14 protein-coding genes are annotated in these 16,987 nt (G+C 72.9%); 8 read left to right on the top strand and 6 right to left on the bottom strand.

All coding sequences use genetic code 11. The features are described 5' to 3' along the window. Positions 1-144 precede the first annotated feature (144 nt). On the bottom strand, positions 145-684 hold the full coding sequence (locus tag ACZ6SQ_RS20490; RefSeq protein ID WP_469563937.1) for a DUF6069 family protein: 540 nt from the start codon (positions 682-684) through the stop codon (positions 145-147). A 228-nt stretch (positions 685-912) separates the two neighbouring features. Next, positions 913-1,401 carry a DUF1269 domain-containing protein gene (locus ACZ6SQ_RS20485; RefSeq protein ID WP_386385906.1) on the bottom strand — a complete coding sequence of 163 codons (489 nt, stop codon included), beginning with the start codon at positions 1,399-1,401 and terminating at the stop codon, positions 913-915. A 139-nt stretch (positions 1,402-1,540) separates the two neighbouring features. On the opposite strand from ACZ6SQ_RS20485, the gene ACZ6SQ_RS20480 reads away from it, so the two are divergent. The 3 genes from ACZ6SQ_RS20480 (at position 1,541) to ACZ6SQ_RS20470 (ending at position 3,657) form a co-directional block, all read left to right on the top strand. Then, on the top strand, positions 1,541-2,014 hold the full coding sequence (locus ACZ6SQ_RS20480) for a DUF7144 family membrane protein (RefSeq protein WP_469563932.1): 474 nt from the start codon (positions 1,541-1,543) through the stop codon (positions 2,012-2,014). Positions 2,015-2,070: 56 nt separating this feature from the next. Continuing rightward, entirely contained in the window at positions 2,071-2,331 is a 261-nt protein-coding gene (locus ACZ6SQ_RS20475) for a LapA family protein (RefSeq protein ID WP_469563929.1), read from the top strand. 210 nt (positions 2,332-2,541) lie between these two features. Further along, positions 2,542-3,657, top strand: a complete 1,116-nt coding sequence (locus tag ACZ6SQ_RS20470; protein ID WP_469563926.1) for a winged helix DNA-binding domain-containing protein — start codon at positions 2,542-2,544, stop codon at positions 3,655-3,657. A gap of 92 nt (positions 3,658-3,749) precedes the next feature. Here ACZ6SQ_RS20470 and ACZ6SQ_RS20465 read toward each other — a convergent pair whose 3' ends face one another. From ACZ6SQ_RS20465 to ACZ6SQ_RS20455, 3 genes are all read right to left on the bottom strand, one after another. Then, positions 3,750-4,556 (bottom strand): S1 family peptidase, encoded by an 807-nt coding sequence (locus ACZ6SQ_RS20465; RefSeq protein ID WP_469563923.1) that lies wholly within the window; start codon positions 4,554-4,556, stop codon positions 3,750-3,752. 238 nt (positions 4,557-4,794) lie between these two features. Then, the gene (locus ACZ6SQ_RS20460) at positions 4,795-7,602 is read right to left on the bottom strand and encodes an ATP-binding protein (RefSeq protein WP_469563920.1); all 2,808 of its coding nucleotides are present in this window, start codon (positions 7,600-7,602) and stop codon (positions 4,795-4,797) included. 157 nt (positions 7,603-7,759) lie between these two features. After that, positions 7,760-8,608, bottom strand: coding sequence for a helix-turn-helix transcriptional regulator (locus ACZ6SQ_RS20455; protein ID WP_469563916.1), 849 nt, complete (start codon positions 8,606-8,608; stop codon positions 7,760-7,762). 211 nt (positions 8,609-8,819) lie between these two features. Between ACZ6SQ_RS20455 and ACZ6SQ_RS20450 the strand changes: the two genes are divergently transcribed. The 5 genes from ACZ6SQ_RS20450 (at position 8,820) to ACZ6SQ_RS20430 (ending at position 16,062) form a co-directional block, all read left to right on the top strand. After that, on the top strand, positions 8,820-10,487 hold the full coding sequence (locus tag ACZ6SQ_RS20450) for an AMP-binding protein (RefSeq protein WP_469563913.1): 1,668 nt from the start codon (positions 8,820-8,822) through the stop codon (positions 10,485-10,487). Continuing rightward, the gene (locus ACZ6SQ_RS20445; protein ID WP_469563910.1) at positions 10,484-12,094 is read left to right on the top strand and encodes an AMP-binding protein; all 1,611 of its coding nucleotides are present in this window, start codon (positions 10,484-10,486) and stop codon (positions 12,092-12,094) included. Before ACZ6SQ_RS20450 ends, ACZ6SQ_RS20445 begins: the two co-directional genes overlap by 4 nt. Positions 12,095-12,162: 68 nt before the next feature. Further along, on the top strand, positions 12,163-13,188 hold the full coding sequence (locus ACZ6SQ_RS20440; protein ID WP_469563907.1) for a LacI family DNA-binding transcriptional regulator: 1,026 nt from the start codon (positions 12,163-12,165) through the stop codon (positions 13,186-13,188). A 289-nt stretch (positions 13,189-13,477) separates the two neighbouring features. Next, a complete protein-coding gene (locus ACZ6SQ_RS20435) occupies positions 13,478-14,614 on the top strand; it encodes a glycoside hydrolase family 12 protein (protein ID WP_469563905.1) in 1,137 nt (378 codons plus the stop codon). A gap of 341 nt (positions 14,615-14,955) precedes the next feature. After that, the gene (locus tag ACZ6SQ_RS20430; protein WP_469563901.1) at positions 14,956-16,062 is read left to right on the top strand and encodes a lytic polysaccharide monooxygenase auxiliary activity family 9 protein; all 1,107 of its coding nucleotides are present in this window, start codon (positions 14,956-14,958) and stop codon (positions 16,060-16,062) included. Positions 16,063-16,142: 80 nt separating this feature from the next. Here ACZ6SQ_RS20430 and ACZ6SQ_RS20425 read toward each other — a convergent pair whose 3' ends face one another. Continuing rightward, on the bottom strand, positions 16,143-16,826 hold the full coding sequence (locus ACZ6SQ_RS20425) for a hypothetical protein (RefSeq protein WP_469563899.1): 684 nt from the start codon (positions 16,824-16,826) through the stop codon (positions 16,143-16,145). Positions 16,827-16,987: the final 161 nt, after the last annotated feature.

Genomic DNA, 16,987 nt, shown 5'->3' with positions numbered 1-16,987 from the left:
AAGAGAAGAAAAAAAACAAAAAAAAAAAAAAAGGAGGGGGGGGGGGGGGGGGGGGGGGGGGGGGGGGGGGGGGGGGGGGGGGGGGGCCCGACCCCCCCCCCCCCCCCCCCCCCCCCGCCCCCGCCCGCCGAGGTCCCTGTCCCCTCAGTGGCCACGACGCCGGACTCCGCGGGCCACCGCGCCCCGGCCGACCGCGGACAGCAGGGCGGTGACGGTCAGACCGACCGCGAGCCAGACCGCGGCCGTGCCCACCTTGGTCTCGGTGCCGGCCGCCGTGGTGAACGGCAGCAGGACCACCCCGGCGGTGACCAGCACGCCGATCCAGCCGAAGAACCGCACGGGCTGCGGCACGGTCAGGATCAGCACATGCAGCAGCGCGGTCGCCACGAGGGCGGTCACGGCGGCGCCGGCGGCGGGCAGCGCGGTGGAGGCGTCCGCCATGGCACCGTCCCGCTCGGGCGCGAGGACCGGGATGCCGAGCACCCCGCGCACCAGCAGGACGGCGACCACGGCGGTCAGGCCCGCCACTCCGGCGGTCATCACCCCGCCGGACCACAGCCGGGCCGCGTTCAGCCGGCCCGTCGGTTCCCCGGGCAGCGGCTGCGGATAGCCGGTGGGGGAGCCGCCACGGCCGTACGGCGTCGGGGTCGGCGGCCCTGCGGGCGGCTGGTTCGTGGGCTGCACCTGCGGGCTCCTCTCGGTCGACGGGAGCTGGGGTGTCCACGAGACGGTGGACAGGGGCGGTCGGGCCACCCCGCGACCAGACCGGTGCGGGGCGGCCGGTTCTCCGCGACTTCTCCGCGATGGCTCTGCGATCGGGTGGGCCGGCTTCCGCGTGAACCGGTGGTCCGGCCTGCCCGTGAACCGGCGGGCGGGGACCGCCGGCCGGTCCGGGCCGGCCGTCCGGGGCGCTCAGGCCTCCTCGAAGACCTCGCGGAGCTTCGCTTCCTTCTCGGCCGAGAGGTTCGTGCTGATCAGCTCGGTGTGCTCGGGCGGGAACGCGGAGCGCACCCGGTCCACCACGGCGTCCTGCGACAGCAGGAACAGCGCCGAAGTTCCGGGCGTGACCTTGGACTTGACCGAGTCGATGAAGTCGTCGTCGATGCCGACGTCCGCCATCTTGCCGCCGAGCGCGCCCGCCGCCGCGCCGATCGCGGCGCCCAGCAGCGGCATGAAGAAGATCAGGCCGAAGAGCATGCCCCAGAAGGTGCCGGACAGGGCGCCCACCCCCGCGAGGTTGTGCATCTGCCTGGTCTTCGGCTTGGCCGCGCCCTCGGGCCAGCTGACCACGGCCGCGTCCACGATTTTGATCAGTTCCTGCTTCTGCAGGTCACGCAGGCTGTTCTCGACGGCTGCCGCCCCCTCGGGGGCGTCGAACTTCCACACGGTCAACGTCGCCACGCCGGCCCTCCGGTGTTCTCGGGACTTCGGGTTGGTGCGTCTCAGTAAAACCAAAGGGTGCGGAAGCCGCATTTCGGAAGATCACCCGTTCAGGCCCCGCCGCATGGCCTCCCGTCCCGTCCCGGCCGAGGCTCCAGTCATGAGCCAGCAGGGAGCAACCCCGTCCGGAACCCCGTCGAACACCTCGGGCGGCACCTGGCCGCCGCGGCAGCCCGCCGGCGGCCGCGGCGGCTGGGAGTCCGGCGGTGTCACCTTCGCCGGTGTCCTGATGCTGTGCGGCGGTGCCATCGCCGTCCTCCAGGGCATCGCCGCGGTCGCCAAGGACGACGTCTATCGCCGCGTCGGCAGCTACGTCTACGAGTTCGACCTGACCACGTGGGGCGTCGTCCACATCGTGCTCGGCGCGCTCCTCGCCCTCACCGGCTGGGGTCTGCTGAGCGGCTGGCCCTGGGCCCGTGTCGCGGGCATCGTCCTGGCCTCCCTCGGTCTCGTCCTCCACTTCCTGTTCCTGCCGTACCAGCCCTTCTGGGCCGTGACGACGATGGCCATCGACCTGTTCGTGATCTGGTCCCTGGTCTCGGCGGGCGTGGCGGGCACCGATTCCGGCCGATAGCCGGGCCGCGCCGCCGCGAGTGGCCCCGTGCCGCACGGACGGGGATAATTGCTGACATGCCGCGCAGTGCAACGAAGGAAGGCGGCCCGTCGACCCTGACGGTCAAGGGACGGGACATGCGACTGCGGACCATCGGTTTCGTGGTTCTCGCAGTCCTGGCGATCTGGTTCATCGCGGTCAACACCGAGTCGGTCACCATCAGACTGTGGATCCCCACGGTCACGCTCCCACTGTGGATCGTCCTCACGGTGACCCTGCTCGTCGGCATCGTCCTGGGCCTGTTCCTCGCCCACCGGCGCCGCGCCGCCCGCCGATGACCCACCGGCGCCGCGCCGCCCGCCGATGACCCACCGGCGCCGCGCCCGCCGACGACCCGTCGGCGCCGCGTCCGTCGACGAGTCCCGTACGACCGTGAGTCCGGCGGCGTCCGCCGATTCCGCCCCGCCACCGTGAACGCGCGATACGCGCGATGCGACGACCGCCCATCGAGGACAGTAGTCGTCCGCAACGCTCGCTAGCGTGCCCGTATGACCAAGACGCCCTCCTCGCAGGCCCCCGTCCTCGGCCCCCGCGCCCTCAACCGCGCGACCCTCGACCGGCAGTTCCTGCTGCGCCGCGCCCCCGTGTCCGCGCGGGCCGCGGTGGAGCACCTGGCGGGGCTCCAGGCGCAGGAGGTGAAGCCGCCGTACTACGCGCTCGCCGCGCGCCTGGACGGGTTCGCGCCCGAGGACCTGGCCGGGCCGCTGGAGCGGCGCGAGGTCGTGCGGATCGTGACCATGCGGTCCACCATCCATCTGCACACCGCCGCCGACGCCCTCACCCTGCGCCCGCTGGTGCAGCCCGCCCGGGACCGGGAGATCGGCTACTTCCGCAAGGGGCTCGTCGGCGTCGACCTGGACCGGCTGGCCGTCCTCGCGCGGGAGTTCGTCGAGACCGAGCCGCGCACCATGAAGCAGCTGCGCGAGGCCCTCGGCGCCGAGTGGCCGGACGCCGACCCGCAGTCCCTGGCCGTCGCCGCCCGCTGCAAGTTGCCGCTCGTCCAGGTCACCCCGCGCGGACTGTGGGGCCGCAGCGGCCAGGTCTCGCTGACCACGGTGGAGCACTGGCTGGGCCGGCCCGCAGAGCCCGCTGCTTCCGCCGCGTCCGCCGAGGACACAGTCCTGCGCTATCTCGGCGCCTTCGGCCCGGCCTCGGTGAAGGACATGCAGACCTGGTCGGGCCTGACCCGGATGCGCCCCGTCTTCGAACGGCTGCGCCCGCGGCTGCTCACCTTCCGCGACGAGAACGGCGTCGAGCTCTTCGACGTGCCCGAGGCGCCCCGGCCCGACCCGGAGACCCCGGCGCCGCCACGCTTCCTGCCCGAGTTCGACAACCTGCTGCTCTCGCACGCCGACCGCACCCGGGTGATCCCGCCCGCGAACCGCGGCCGCACCTGGCAGGCCAACACGTTCTACTGCCCGCTCCTGGTGGACGGCTTCCTCGCGGGCGTGTGGCGGATCATCGACGAGGCCCTGGTGATCGAGCCGTTCACGACCCTCACCAAGGCGCGGCGCGCGGAGGTCGCCGAGGAGGGCGCCCGCGTGCTGGACGTCCTGCACCGAGGCGCCGGATACGACGTCGGGTTCGGCACCGTGATCGTGTGAGGGCATTGGATAGGGGGCGTTGCGGGCCGCTCGTGGAGGCCCGCAACGCCCCCTGGTCACTCACCTGAGGGGTACTCAGGAGTCTTCTGGGTTCACGAGTTGACCTGCGCGGTCACCAGGCTGGAGAAGCTCGTCAGCCGGGTGTAGACGCCGGGGTACCCGGCCCTCGCGCAGCCCTCGCCCCAGGAAGTGATCCCTGCCAGGACGCCCCCGATGAGCAGGGGACCGCCGCTGTCGCCCTGGCAGGTGTCAACGCCGCCGGAGGTGTATCCGGCGCAGACCATTTCGCCCGCGACGTAGTCGGAGCCGTAGGAGGTGCGGCAGCTGCTGTCGGAGACGGTCGGGACGGTCGCCGTCCGCAGCTGGTTGGAGGAGCTGCCGCTCTCGGAGGTGGTGCCCCAGCCGACCACCCGGGCGGTGGTGCCGGCCGCGTACACACCCGTCTGCGAGGACGTCACGTACCTCGCCGTGGTGTACGGCATCGACGTCGACAGCGTCAGCACCGCGACGTCCTCGCCGTTGGTGGCGTCGGAGTAGTTCGGGTGGATCCAGATCCGGCTGACCCGGCTCACCGTGCCGTTGGTGCCGTTGAGGTAGGTGCGGCCGCCCACGACCCGGACGGAGCCGGTGGTCTCGCCGACCATGCAGTGCGCGGCGGTGACGACCTTGGTGGGGGCGACCAGGGTGCCGCCGCAGAACTGGTTCTGCGAGGCGTCGGTGATCTGCATCATGAACGGGTACGTGGACGTCGTGGTCGTGCTGCCGCCCACGATGGGGTTGGGGGCGGCGGAGGCCGGCGCGGCGACGAGCGCGGTGGCGGCAGCGGCGGCCGTGGCGGCCAGGGCGACGGCGGACTTCTTCGCGACGGCGGATCTTCCTGCACGGGTGAGCCCGAACATGAGTCTCCTCGAGGTTTGCCGGTGGGGGGTCGCACGGGGTGGGGGGTTGATGCACGGGGGCCTCGGGACAGACCCCCGTGTGCCCGGCGAGCGGCACGCCCCTTACGCTAGGACCGGCCCCCACAGGCCCCCAATGAGGGAACCCCCTAGGGGAGTTGGGGCAGGGAAAACCCTCGGTGACACGAGTCGGCGGAGCGCCCGTGTCAGCCGGACCCGGTGAAGTCGGCCGCCCCCGGGCTCACTTCGCGTGACGCCCCGCCGCCAGCCGCACGATGTCCACCCGCGAACGGATGCCGAGCTTGCGGTAGACGCGGGTCAGGGTCGCCTCGACCGTCTTGACGCTGATGAACAGCCGCCCGGCGATCTCCCGGTTGGTGGCGCCCTCCATGACCAGCGCGGCGACCTGACGTTCCATCGAGGCGAGCCCCTCCAGCGCGTCGACCGGCGCGGGCGCATGACGTGCCGTGTCCACCGGGCCCGCGGCCATCGCCGCCTCCACCTGACGCAGCCAGGGCAGTGCCCGGCACCTGCGGAACAGCCGCTCCGCCTCCTCGTACGCCGCCGGACCCTGCCCGGAGCGCAGCCGGGCCAGCGCGAACGCCGCCCGCGCCTCCTCCAGGCCGTAGCCCAGCTTGGCGAGGCGGTCCTGAACGGACGTCAGCTGGGCGAGCGCCGCCTCGTGGTCCCCCCGCGCGGCGAGCACCAGCGCCTCGGCCCGGTCGAGCACCGCGAGCGCGCTCTCACGGTGCAGCCGCAGCGCGTGCTCACGGGTGACGTCGATGAGGTTCTGCGCCTCACCGGCCTCGCCGACGAGCACGAGCGCCTCGGCGAGATCGCCGTGCCAGCGGCCGCGCGCCGGGTCCGTCACGCCCAGGCCGCCCTCCAGCTGGCGCGCCCGGCGCAGCGACAGCACCGCGCCCGGTGCGTCCCCCGCCACCAGCTGGGCCTGCCCCAGCGCGCCGAGGGCCAGGGACAGATAGACCGGGTCGCCGTCCTCCTCGGCGTGGCCGACGGCCTCCCGGGCCAGCGCCTGGGCGCGCTCGGCGTCGCCGCCCGCGGCCTCCGCGAGGGAGGTGAACATGGCGGAGGCGCCCTCGCCGATACCGCAGTCACGGGCCAGCTTCAGGCCCTCGCGCGCCAGGTCAAGGGCCCGGCCGCAGTGCCCGGAGCGCAGCTCGGTCTCGGCGACCATGCGCACGAAATGCACTTCGCTCTCGACGACACCGCGCCGACGGGCCTCCCGGAGCAGCCCGGTCGCGGTCGCCCGGGCCTCGGTGAGCTGGTCGCTCATGATCAGCCAGCGGAAGCGGGCCGCGCCGGCCCCGTTGTGGTGACAGGCCACCTCGGGGTCCTGGGGCTCGCGCAGGGCGCGCTTGATGGTCTCCGGGGCGTCCGGGTGGCCCATCAGGGTCTCGGACTGCGCCTGGAACGACAGGGCGAGCAGCTCGGTGCGCCGGTCCCCGGCCCGCGCGGCCAGTTCGGCGGCGTGCTGGGCCTCCGCGCGCGCCTCGGCGAAGTCGCCCTCGACCATCAGGGCGCGCCAGGCCAGCTGGTAGTGGACCTGGGCGAGCAGCCGGGGGTCGTCGCCGGCGTCGGCGAGGGCCTGCGGGAAGACGGCGTCGACCTCGCCGAGGGCCTGTCCGGCCGCCTCGATGACCACCATCCAGGCCCGCACCCGGTCGCCGGAGGAGGTCGCGCGGGTGAGCACGTCCCGGGCGATGTCCCGGGCGAGGTCCACCTCGCCCGCGGTCAGCGCGTCCTCGGCGGCCTGCAGCCGCCGGGCGTCGGGGCTGGGCACCATGCCGAGCGGGGTGTGCCGGGCGGTGAGCAGCCCGAGCGAGGCCGCCACGGAGGGCGCTCCGCGGTCGCGGGCCAGCGCCGCGGCCTCCCCGAGGCGGGCCGCGACCTCCGGGTCGGTGCCGGTGGTGGCCAGCGCCAGATGCCGGGCGCGCTCGATCGGGTCGGAGGCCGCCGTGGACAGCGCCGCGTGCGCGGCCCGCCGGGTGTGCGCGGGGGCCTCCGCGTACAGGGCGGCCGAGATCAGCGGGTGCGCGAAGCGCAGGGCGGGTGCGTCCGGATCGGTGGCCAGCAGGCCGAGGGCGGCCGCCTGGGCGGTCTCCGCCTCGGCGTTCTCCCGGCCCGCCGCGTGCAGCAGGGCCAGGGTGGGCCGGGCGCCCGCGCTGGCCACGAGCAGGGTGTGCCGGGCCTCCGCCGAGAGCATCTCCAGCCGGCTGAGGACCAGGGCCCGCAGCGAGGTCGGCACCGGCAGCGGTTCGCCCGGCCGGGGCGCGGCGCTGCTCTCGGCCAGGGCGCGGCCCAGTTCCAGCGCGAACAGCGGGTTGCCGCCGCTGGTGCGGTGGATGTCACGGACCGTGGAGCGGGGCAGCTTGGTGTAGCCGCCCTGGTCGAGCAGATCCGAGACCTGGGTGCGGGTCAGCGGGCCGAGCCGCAGCGCGAGCGTGTCGGGCGGCGTGGCGCGCAGATGGCGGTCGTACTCCTGGCCCTCGGTGCGCACCGCGCACAGCAGCTGCACGGGGAAGTCGCCGAGCCGGCGCGCGGCGAAGCCGAGCAGCTCCGCGCTGGCGGGGTCGAGCCACTGGAGGTCGTCGGCGACGACCAGGACCGGGCCCTCGGCGGCCAGCACCCGCAGCGCGGAGAGCACCGCGAGGCGCAGCGCGAGCCCGTCGCGCTGGAGGCTGGACTCGCCGCGGCCGGTGAGCGCCGACTCCAGGGCGGTGCGCTGGGCCGCGGGCAGCTGGTCGGAGATCTCCGGCAGCACCAGGCCCAGCAGGTCGGCCAGGGCCAGGAAGGGCAGATGCGACTCGGACTCGGTGGCGGAGCAGCGCAGGACGGTCCGGGCCGTGCGGCCGTACTCCGCCGCCAGTGCCCGCAGCACCGTCGACTTGCCGATCCCGGCGGGGCCGTGCAGCAGCACACTGCCGCCCCGGCCCAGTTGCTCCCGGGCCGCGCCGAACAGTTCCTCCCTGCCGATGACCAGGTCGGGGCGGCCTCGGGTCGGTTCCTGGAAGTCGCCTCGCACGGTCACCGCTCCCTCCCTGTGTCGTGGTCGTGCCAAATTCTAGGCAACGACTCATTGAAGTTCGGAGAGACGAGGTGGTGAGGGAGATAACAACTGGGGAGCATACGGATATTCAGGGCGATGATATATGAATGAAGAGTCCTCATGGTGGTCGTCCCGCCCCCTAGGGCAACGCCCCCGCCCGGCGGGCCGCGACCACGGCCTCCCCCCGGGTCCGCGCGCCCAGCTTGCGCATCGCCGAGCGCAGATAACTCTTGACCGTCTCCGGGCGCAGACCCAGCCGGGCGGCCGCCGTGGCGTTCGTGGCGCCCGCAGCGACCCAGGTCAGCACGTCCACCTCACGCGGCGCGAGACCGCTACCGGAGCCGGGTGCCCCCGCGGCCAGCAGGTCACACGTGCCCAGCAGCTCCGCCCGCAGCCTCTCGTCGGCGATCCGCGGGGCCAGGGCCAGCAGCGCCGCGTGCGCCTGACGCATCCGCTCCCGTGCCGGACCCTCGCCGTCCCCGGCCTCCGAGGACGGCACCCGCCCGGGCACCGCGGCCAGCAGCCCCCGTGCCGCCTCCTCCGCCGCCAGCGCCCGTTCCACGTCCCGGGCCACCTCCACCGCCACGTCCAGCGCCCGGTCGCCCAGCGGCTGGGCCGTACGCAGGGCGCCGTATAGCACCCCGCGCACACGGCGCCGCACCACGACCGGCACCGCCAGCACCGAGCGCAGCCCCTCCGTCGCGACCGGCACGTCGTACTCGTGGCTGATCTGCCGCGACGAGGAGTAGTCCGTCACCGCGCACGGACGGGCCAGTGCCACCGCCTTGCCGCCCAGACCGTTGCCCGAGGTCACCGCCAGCGAGCGCAGCGCGGGCGTGGCCGTGCCGCTCAGCTCGCAGATCCGCACCTGTGTCCGCCCCGGCTCCACCGGCCCGCCGAACGCCACCGGCAGCCCCGTCGCCCGGCGCAGCCGCAGCAGCGCGGCCCGCAGGTCCGCCTCCGGCACCCCGGTCGTGCTCCCGTCCACCGCCACCCGCTCGCCCCTTTCCGTATGGCCCCTCCGACGGCCGCGGGGGCCGGTACGTCCCCACGCGTCCCGATCCGCCGGACGGACCCTCGCCGCAACCTCGCGGCGCACACCCCCGTTCGGGGGTAGTGAGACCTGCATCACGGATTACACGATGACAAAGAGCCGCCCGGCAATGGCCCGAGCCGAAGCCGGAACCGAAGGAGGACCGATGACGGCGACCGAGGACTTCCGCAGCGCGCGGGATTTCCTGCTGGCGCACCGCGAGGACTACGCCACGGCGTACGACGGCTTCACCTGGCCGCGCCCCGAGCAGTTCAACTGGGCACTCGACTGGTTCGACCACATCGCGGACGGCAACGACCGCACCGCCCTGCACATCGTCGAGGAGGACGGCACCGAGACCCTGCTCTCCTTCGCCGAGCTCTCCGACCGCTCCGACCGGGTCGCGAACTGGCTGCGCGGCCTCGGCGTCGCCGCCGGCGACCGCGTCCTCGTCATGCTCGGCAACCAGGCGGAGCTGTGGGAGACCGCCCTCGCCGCGATGAAACTGCGCGCCGTCGTCATCCCCGCCACCCCGCTGCTGGGCCCCGCCGACCTGCGCGACCGCGTCGAGCGCGGACAGGTCCGCCATGTGATCGCGCGGGCGGAGGACACCGGGAAGTTCACCGAGGTGCCCGGCGGCTGGACCCGGATCGCGGTCGGCGGCACCGGCGGCGACTGGCACGCCTACGAGGAGGCCTACGCCGCCCCCGCCGCCTTCACCCCCGACGGCCCCACCCGGGCCGACGACACCCTGATGCTCTACTTCACCTCGGGCACCACCGCCCGCCCCAAGCTCGTCGAGCACACCCACACCTCGTACCCCGTCGGCCACCTGGCCACCATGTACTGGATCGGCCTGACCCCCGGCGACGTGCATCTGAACATCTCCTCGCCCGGCTGGGCCAAGCACGCCTGGTCCAACCTCTTCGCGCCCTGGAACGCCGAGGCGACCGTGTTCGTGTACAACTACACCCGCTTCGACGCCACCCGGCTGATGGCGGAGATGGACCGCGTGGGCGTCACCACCTTCTGCGCGCCGCCGACCGTGTGGCGCATGCTCATCCAGGCCGACCTCACCCAGCTCGGCACCCCGCCGCGCGAGGCCGTCGCCGCGGGGGAGCCCCTGAACCCCGAGGTCATCGAGCAGGTCCGGCGGACCTGGCGCGTCACCGTCCGGGACGGCTTCGGACAGACCGAGACCGCCGTACAGGTCTCCAACAGCCCCGGCCAGCGCTTGAAGACTGGCTCCATGGGCCGCCCCAGCCCCGGCTTCCGCGTCGAACTGCTCGACCCCGTCACCGGCGCCCCCGGCGGCACCGAGGGGGAGATCGCGCTCGACCTGTCCGCCCGCCCGGCCGGCCTGATGACCGGCTATCACGGCGACCCCGACCGCACCGCCGAGGCCATGGCGGAGGGCTACTACCGCACCGGGGACGTCGCCTCCCGCGACGAGGACGGCTATCTGACCTACATCGGGCGCAGCGACGACGTCTTCAAGGCCTCCGACTACAAGATCTCCCCCTTCGAGCTGGAGAGCGCCCTGCTGGAGCACGAGGCCGTCGCCGAGGCCGCCGTCGTGCCCGCGCCGGACGAACTGCGCCTCGCGGTCCCGAAGGCGTACGTCGTCCTCGCGGAGGGCTGGGAGCCGGGCCCCGACATCGCCAAGGTGCTGTTCGAGCACTCCCGTCAGACACTCGCCCCCTACAAGCGCATCCGCCGGCTGGAGTTCGCCGCGCTGCCCAAGACCGTCTCCGGCAAGATCCGCCGCATCGAGCTGCGCGAAGCCACCGCGGCCGGATCGGACGCCGAGTACCGAGAGGAGGACTTCCGGTGAGCTCACCCGACTCCTACACCCACGGGGTGAGCGACACCCCGCTGCTCGGCGACACCATCGGCGCGAACCTCGACCGGGCGGCCGCCGCCTGGCCCGACCGCGAGGCACTGGTCGACCTGCCCTCCGGGCGGCGCTGGACGTACGCCCGGTTCACCTCCGACGTCGACCGGCTGGCGTACGCCCTGCTCGCGAGCGGCGTCGCCAAGGGCGACCGGGTGGGCATCTGGGCGGTCAACTGCGCGGAGTGGGTCCTCGTCCAGTACGCCACCGCCCGCATCGGCGCGATCATGGTGAACATCAACCCGGCCTACCGCACGCACGAGACCGAGTACGTGCTCAACCAGGCCGGGATCTCCCTCCTCTTCGCCTCCCTCGGTCACAAGACCAGCGACTACCGGGTCATGGTCGAGGAAGTCCGGGGCAACTGCCCCCTGTTGAGGGAGACCGTCTACTTCGGGGACCCCAGCTGGGACGACCTGCTGCGGCGCGGCACGCCCGACCTGTACGAGGAGTTCCACGTCCGCGCGGGCGAGCTGTCCTGCGACGACCCCATCAACATCCAGTACACCTCGGGCACCACCGGCTTCCCCAAGGGCGCCACCCTCTCCCACCACAACATCCTCAACAACGGCTATTTCGTGGGCGAGTCGATCGGCTACACCGAGCAGGACCGCGTCTGCGTACCGGTGCCCTTCTACCACTGCTTCGGCATGGTCATGGGCAACCTGGCGGCCACCTCGCACGGCGCCTGCATCGTGATCCCCGCACCCTCCTTCGACGCCGCGGCCACGCTGGAGGCGGTCCGGCGCGAGCGGTGCACCTCCCTGTACGGCGTCCCGACCATGTTCATCGCGGAGCTGAACCTCCCGGACTTCGCCGCCTACGACCTCTCGAGCCTGCGCACCGGCATCATGGCGGGCTCGCCCTGCCCGGTGGAGGTGATGAAGCGGGTGGTCGCCGAGATGCACATGGAACAGGTCTCCATCTGCTACGGCATGACCGAGACCTCCCCGGTCTCGCTCCAGACCCGCATGGACGACGACCTGGAACACCGCACCGCGACCGTCGGCCGGGTCCTGCCGCACATCGAGGTGAAGGTCGTCGACCCCGTGACCGGAACCACCCGACCCCGGGGAACGGCGGGTGAGTTGTGCACCCGCGGCTACAGCGTGATGCTCGGCTACTGGGACGAGCCGGAGAAGACCGCCGAGGCGATCGACCCCGGCCGCTGGATGCACACCGGTGACCTCGCCACGATGCGCGAGGACGGCTACGTCGAGATCGTCGGCCGCATCAAGGACATGATCATCCGGGGCGGCGAGAACATCTACCCGCGCGAGATCGAGGAGTTCCTCCACGCCCACCCCAAGATCGCCGACGTCCAGGTGGTCGGCGTCCCCCACGAGCGCTACGGCGAGGAGGTCCTGGCCTGCGTCATCGCCCGCGACACCGCCGACCCCCTCACCCTGGACGAACTGCGCGCCTTCTGTGAGGGCCGGCTCGCCCACTACAAGATCCCCAGCCGCCTCCACCTGCTCGACGCCTTCCCGATGACGGTCTCCGGCAAGGTCCGCAAGGTCGAACTGCGCCGGCGCTACAGCGACTGAGTCCCACGGGGGCGTTCGGTCGCCGGGGGCCCCTTCCCCGTAAGATCGGACGCCCTTGGGGGGTGAGCATGGTCAGACGGCGACTCGTCGCGACGCCCACGCTGGAGGAGGTGGCCGCTCGGGCAGGGGTCGGGCGCGGCACGGTCTCACGTGTCGTCAACAACGAGTCGGGCGTCAAGGATTCGACCCGCCGTGCCGTGCAGCGGGCCATCGCGGAGCTGGGCTATGTGCCCAATCTGGCGGCCCGTTCGCTGGCCGGGCGGCGGGCCGACGCGGTGGCCCTGGTGATGACCGAGCGGGACTGGCGGCTGTTCGGCGAGCCGTTCTTCTCCGAGGTCGTCCGGTCCATCGGCGACGCCCTCGCCGACACCCGCGTACAGCTCCTGCTCACCCTGGTGCGCTCGGACGCCGAACGGCAGCGGTTCGTCGAGTACGCGCGCGGCGGCCGGGTGGACGGTGTGCTGCTGATGTCCCTGCGCGCCGACGACCGGCTGCCCGACATGCTCGCCGAGGTGGGTCTGCCCACGGTGCTGCTGGGCCGCCGCTCCGGCGACGAACAGGTCACCTATGTGGACGCCGACAACGTGGGCGGCGCCCGGGAGGCGGTCGGCCATCTGGTGCGCGGCGGTCGGCGGTCGATAGCGGCGATCACCGGACCGCTCGACATGTACGTCGCCCGCTGCCGGCTGCGCGGCCATCGACAGGCCCTTGCCGAGGCCGGGCTGGCCACCGACGACTCCTGGACCGCCGAGGGCGACTTCACCGAGGCGAGCGGCCGCCGGGCGATGGCCGAGCTCCTGGAACGCCACCCGGAGGTGGACGGGGTGCTCGCCGCCTCGGACACCATGGCCGCCGGTGCCCTCGCCGTACTGCGCGAGGCCGGCCGCGAGGTGCCCGGCGACGTCGCGGTCGTCGGCTTCGACGACTTCCAGCTCGCCCGGCACACCGTGCCGCCGCTCACCACGGTCCGCCAGCCGCTGGAGGAGATCGGCCGCGCGATGGTCCGGCTGCTGCTGGAGGAGATGGAGCAGCCGGAGGTCGCCTGGCGGCACGTCGTCCTGCGCACCCGCCTGGTGGTCCGCGACTCGGCCTGAACACCCCTGGGATTCCTGGGGTTCTTGTCCATGGTCGTTCCGGGAGCGCTCCCAGCTCGGGGCCGTGGGGCGTGGGTCGAACGGTGGGCCGAACTCGCCCCGCTGAACTGGCACTTCGAAAAGCCGTCGACGGATTCCTGTCCGACAGGTTGTCAGGGACATGAGTGGGCTCCTACAGTCGCGACCGAAACCGATGGAATGGGAGCGCTCCCATCAGTGGGGAGGCGGGAGCGCTCCCGAAGATCCGCAGCACCTGCCGAGTCCCCCACCCGCGCAGAGAGGCCCCCGCATGCGATCGTCACCGCACAGCCTCCGCACCGTCCGCGCCCTGTCCGGCGCGCTCCTCACCACGCTCGCCACCCTGGCGGCGCTCCTCGGTGTCTCGGCCCCCGCCCAGGCCGACACCACGATCTGCGAACAGTTCGGATCGACCGTGATCCAGGGACGCTACGTCGTCCAGAACAACCGCTGGGGCACCAGCGCCACCCAGTGCGTCACCGCCGGCGACACCGGCTTCCGGATCACCCGGGCCGACGGCTCGGTGCCCACCAACGGCGCCCCGAAGTCGTACCCGTCCGTCTTCAACGGCTGCCACTACACCAACTGTTCGCCCGGCACCAACCTCCCCGCGCAGATCGCCACCATCGCGGACGCGCCCAGCAGCATCTCCTACGGCTATGTCGCCGACGCCGTGTACAACGCCTCGTACGACATCTGGCTGGACCCGACGCCGCGCACCGACGGGGTGAACCGGACCGAGATCATGATCTGGTTCAACCGGGTGGGCCCGATCCAGCCGATCGGCTCCCGGACCGGCACGGCGACCGTCGGCGGGCGCTCCTGGGAGGTGTGGACCGGCAGCAACGGCTCCAACGACGTGATCTCGTTCGTCGCGCCCTCGGCCATCGGCAGCTGGAGCTTCGACGTCATGGACTTCGTCGACCAGACCGTCGCACGGGGCATGGCACAGAACAACTGGTACCTCACCAGCGTCCAGGCGGGCTTCGAGCCCTGGCAGAACGGCGCCGGGCTCGCCGTCACCTCCTTCTCCTCCAGCGTCAACACCGGCTCCGGCCCCGGCGATCCGGGCGGCCCCGGAGACCCGGCCACGGCCTGCGCGGTGACGTACGGCACCAACGTCTGGCCGGGCGGCTTCACGGCCGACGTCACCGTCCGCAACAGCGGTACGGCCCCCGTCGACGGCTGGCGGCTCGGCTTCACCCTGCCGTCCGGGCAGCGAGTGACCAACTCCTGGAACGCGGCCCTGTCAGGTTCCTCGGGCGCCCTCACGGCGGCGAACGTGGCGCACAACGCCCTGATCGCGCCCGCCGGCACCCAGAGCTTCGGCTTCCAGGGCACCTACAGCGGCACCTTCGCCAAGCCGTCCGGCTTCACCCTGAACGGCACGGCCTGCTCGGTCGCCTGACCCGCGCGGGGCGGGTCCGGGCCGGGCCGGTCCCCGACGCCGAGATCCGCGTCGCGCCGTCCTGCAGTGCCCGGTCCCGTGCCGCACCGTCCCGCTCCGGGGTCCGCCGCCTTCCCTGCGCCGACAGGGCGGACCCCGGAGCGCACTACCCCACGCTCCGTACGCCCCACGCCTCCGCGCCCCCACCGGACGACGCCCCCTCAGGACCTGACGACAGGACCTGGGCCGCCCGCCCCGCACGGCCCGCACGGCCGCCTGAACCGGCCGTGCCCCCGAAACCCCGCCCCTCGGCGGGCCCGAACACTCCGGAGGAGACCCACCCCTACCCGACAGGAGACACCATGGCTCTACGCAGCAGACGATCACTTTCCTTACTGGCGGTGCTGGCCACCCTGCTCGGCGGGCTCGGCCTCGCCCTGCTCGGGCAGAACAGCGCACAGGCGCACGGCGTGGCCATGACGCCCGGCTCGCGCACCTACCTCTGCTATCTGGACGCGCGCACGAGCACCGGCAGCCTGGACCCGACGAACCCGGCGTGCAGGGCCGCGCTCGCCGAGAGCGGCGCGACCGCGCTCTACAACTGGTTCGCCGTGCTCGACTCCAACGCGGGCGGACGCGGGGCCGGTTATGTGCCCGACGGCAAGCTGTGCAGCGCCGGTGACCGCTCGCCGTACAACTTCACCGGTTACAACGCGGCCCGCTCCGACTGGCCGCGGACGCATCTGACCTCCGGTGCGTCGCTGAAGGTCCGGTACAGCAACTGGGCCGCGCACCCGGGCTCGTTCCGGGTGTACGTGTCCAAGGCCGGATACTCGCCCTCGACCGAACTGGGCTGGGACGACCTGGAGTTGATCCAGACCGTCACCAACCCGCCCCAGTCGGGGTCCCCAGGCACCGAGTCCGGCCACTACTACTGGGACCTGCGACTGCCCTCGGGCCGTTCCGGTGACGCCGTGCTGTTCATCCAGTGGGTGCGCTCGGACAGCCAGGAGAACTTCTTCTCCTGCTCCGACATCGTCTTCGACGGCGGCAACGGCGAGGTGACCGGCATCCGCGGCTCGGAAGGCACCCCGACCCCGACTCCGACCCCGACGCCCACCCCGACCCCTACGCCCACTCCCACGCCCACCGATCCGCACACCGGCTGCATGGCCGTCTACTCGGTGACGAACTCCTGGAGCGGTGGCTTCCAGGGTTCGGTCGAGGTGATGAACCACGGCGGCACACCACGTGACGGATGGGCCGTGCGCTGGCAGCCGGGCACCGGCACCAGGATCAGCAACCTCTGGAACGGCACCCTCGCCACCGGCTCCGACGGCACGGTCACGGTCTCTGACGTCGCCTACAACCGGACCATCGCCGCGAACGGCAGCGTCACCTTCGGCTTCACCGCCACCTCGACGGGCAACGACTTCCCCGTCGGCTCCGTCACCTGCGTCGATCCCTGACACTCGCCGAACGCCCTGCCGGACCGTACGGCGCCGGCTCCCGCACCACGGGGGCCGGCGCCTTCGCGTGCGCGGCGGTGTCAGCGGACGCGGTGGGCGAGCGCGTCGGCGTGGCCGTTCACCGGCTGCGGAGTGCCCGTGAGGTCGAGGACGAACAGCGGGACGCCGAGGGCGTCGGCGCGGGTCCGGGCCTCGGGGTCGTACCCGGCCAGGGAGAAGTAGGCGCAGCCCGCGGACTCCGTCATCGCCGTGAGCCACAGACACTCCACGTCCCTCGGACAGGCCGGGCGGACGGTCGGGTCGACCTGGGCGACCAGACCCCGCGCGGCGAGGCCGATGCCGGAGGGCGGGCGCTGGTCGGCGCGGCGTATGCCCCGGTAGCCGAGCCAGCGCAGATAGAGGGCGGCGGCCGTGACCGCGTCGCGCGCGGTGCGGATGGTGACCGGCTGGAAGGCGGGGCGGGCGGCGCGGGCCGGTGCGGCTGCGGGCGGCCGCGCGGGGTCCTCCTCGGCCACCGGAACCCTCAGTACCGTTCCGCACGGGCAGCCCAGTTCCGGCCGCGGCCACTGCGAGCGGCGTCCGCAGGCGGCGCAGCACAGGGTGAGCCACTCCTCCTCCCAGGTCCGGTGCGGTACGGCCACGGCGTGCGTGCCCGGGTCCAGCGTGGGCGTGACGGGTGCTCCGCACGCGCAGGGGTAGCTCTGCGCGGCGTAGAGGTGCTCGCGGCGGCAGGCGGGGCAGCGCACGGGGACGGAACGGGACATCGGGTCACTCCAGGACGTGACGCACGTCGGCTCGGCGCACCCATCGTCCTCCCGACGGCCCCCTCCTGTCCGTGTCTTGACGGGCTTCACCCGTCCCTCTAGATTGATTCCAGATAGTAGAAACTAATTTCCGTAATGTGGAAAACATCGCGGATGAAGCG

The organism is Streptomyces sp. NPDC048600 (genome assembly GCF_055587025.1).
This window is presented reverse-complemented; position numbering and strand designations above follow the sequence as displayed.

Bases quoted from the DNA above. Each gene is read 5' to 3' on its own strand.
- ACZ6SQ_RS20480 (WP_469563932.1), top strand. From the start codon at position 1,541: ATGAGCCAGCAGGGAGCAACCCCGTCCGGAACCCCGTCGAACACCTCG.
- ACZ6SQ_RS20475 (WP_469563929.1), top strand. From the start codon at position 2,071: ATGCCGCGCAGTGCAACGAAGGAAGGCGGCCCGTCGACCCTGACGGTC.
- ACZ6SQ_RS20470 (WP_469563926.1), top strand. From the start codon at position 2,542: ATGACCAAGACGCCCTCCTCGCAGGCCCCCGTCCTCGGCCCCCGCGCC.
- ACZ6SQ_RS20465 (WP_469563923.1), bottom strand. From the start codon at position 4,556: ATGTTCGGGCTCACCCGTGCAGGAAGATCCGCCGTCGCGAAGAAGTCC.
- ACZ6SQ_RS20450 (WP_469563913.1), top strand. From the start codon at position 8,820: ATGACGGCGACCGAGGACTTCCGCAGCGCGCGGGATTTCCTGCTGGCG.
- ACZ6SQ_RS20440 (WP_469563907.1), top strand. From the start codon at position 12,163: ATGGTCAGACGGCGACTCGTCGCGACGCCCACGCTGGAGGAGGTGGCC.
- ACZ6SQ_RS20435 (WP_469563905.1), top strand. From the start codon at position 13,478: ATGCGATCGTCACCGCACAGCCTCCGCACCGTCCGCGCCCTGTCCGGC.
- ACZ6SQ_RS20430 (WP_469563901.1), top strand. From the start codon at position 14,956: ATGGCTCTACGCAGCAGACGATCACTTTCCTTACTGGCGGTGCTGGCC.
- ACZ6SQ_RS20425 (WP_469563899.1), bottom strand. From the start codon at position 16,826: ATGTCCCGTTCCGTCCCCGTGCGCTGCCCCGCCTGCCGCCGCGAGCAC.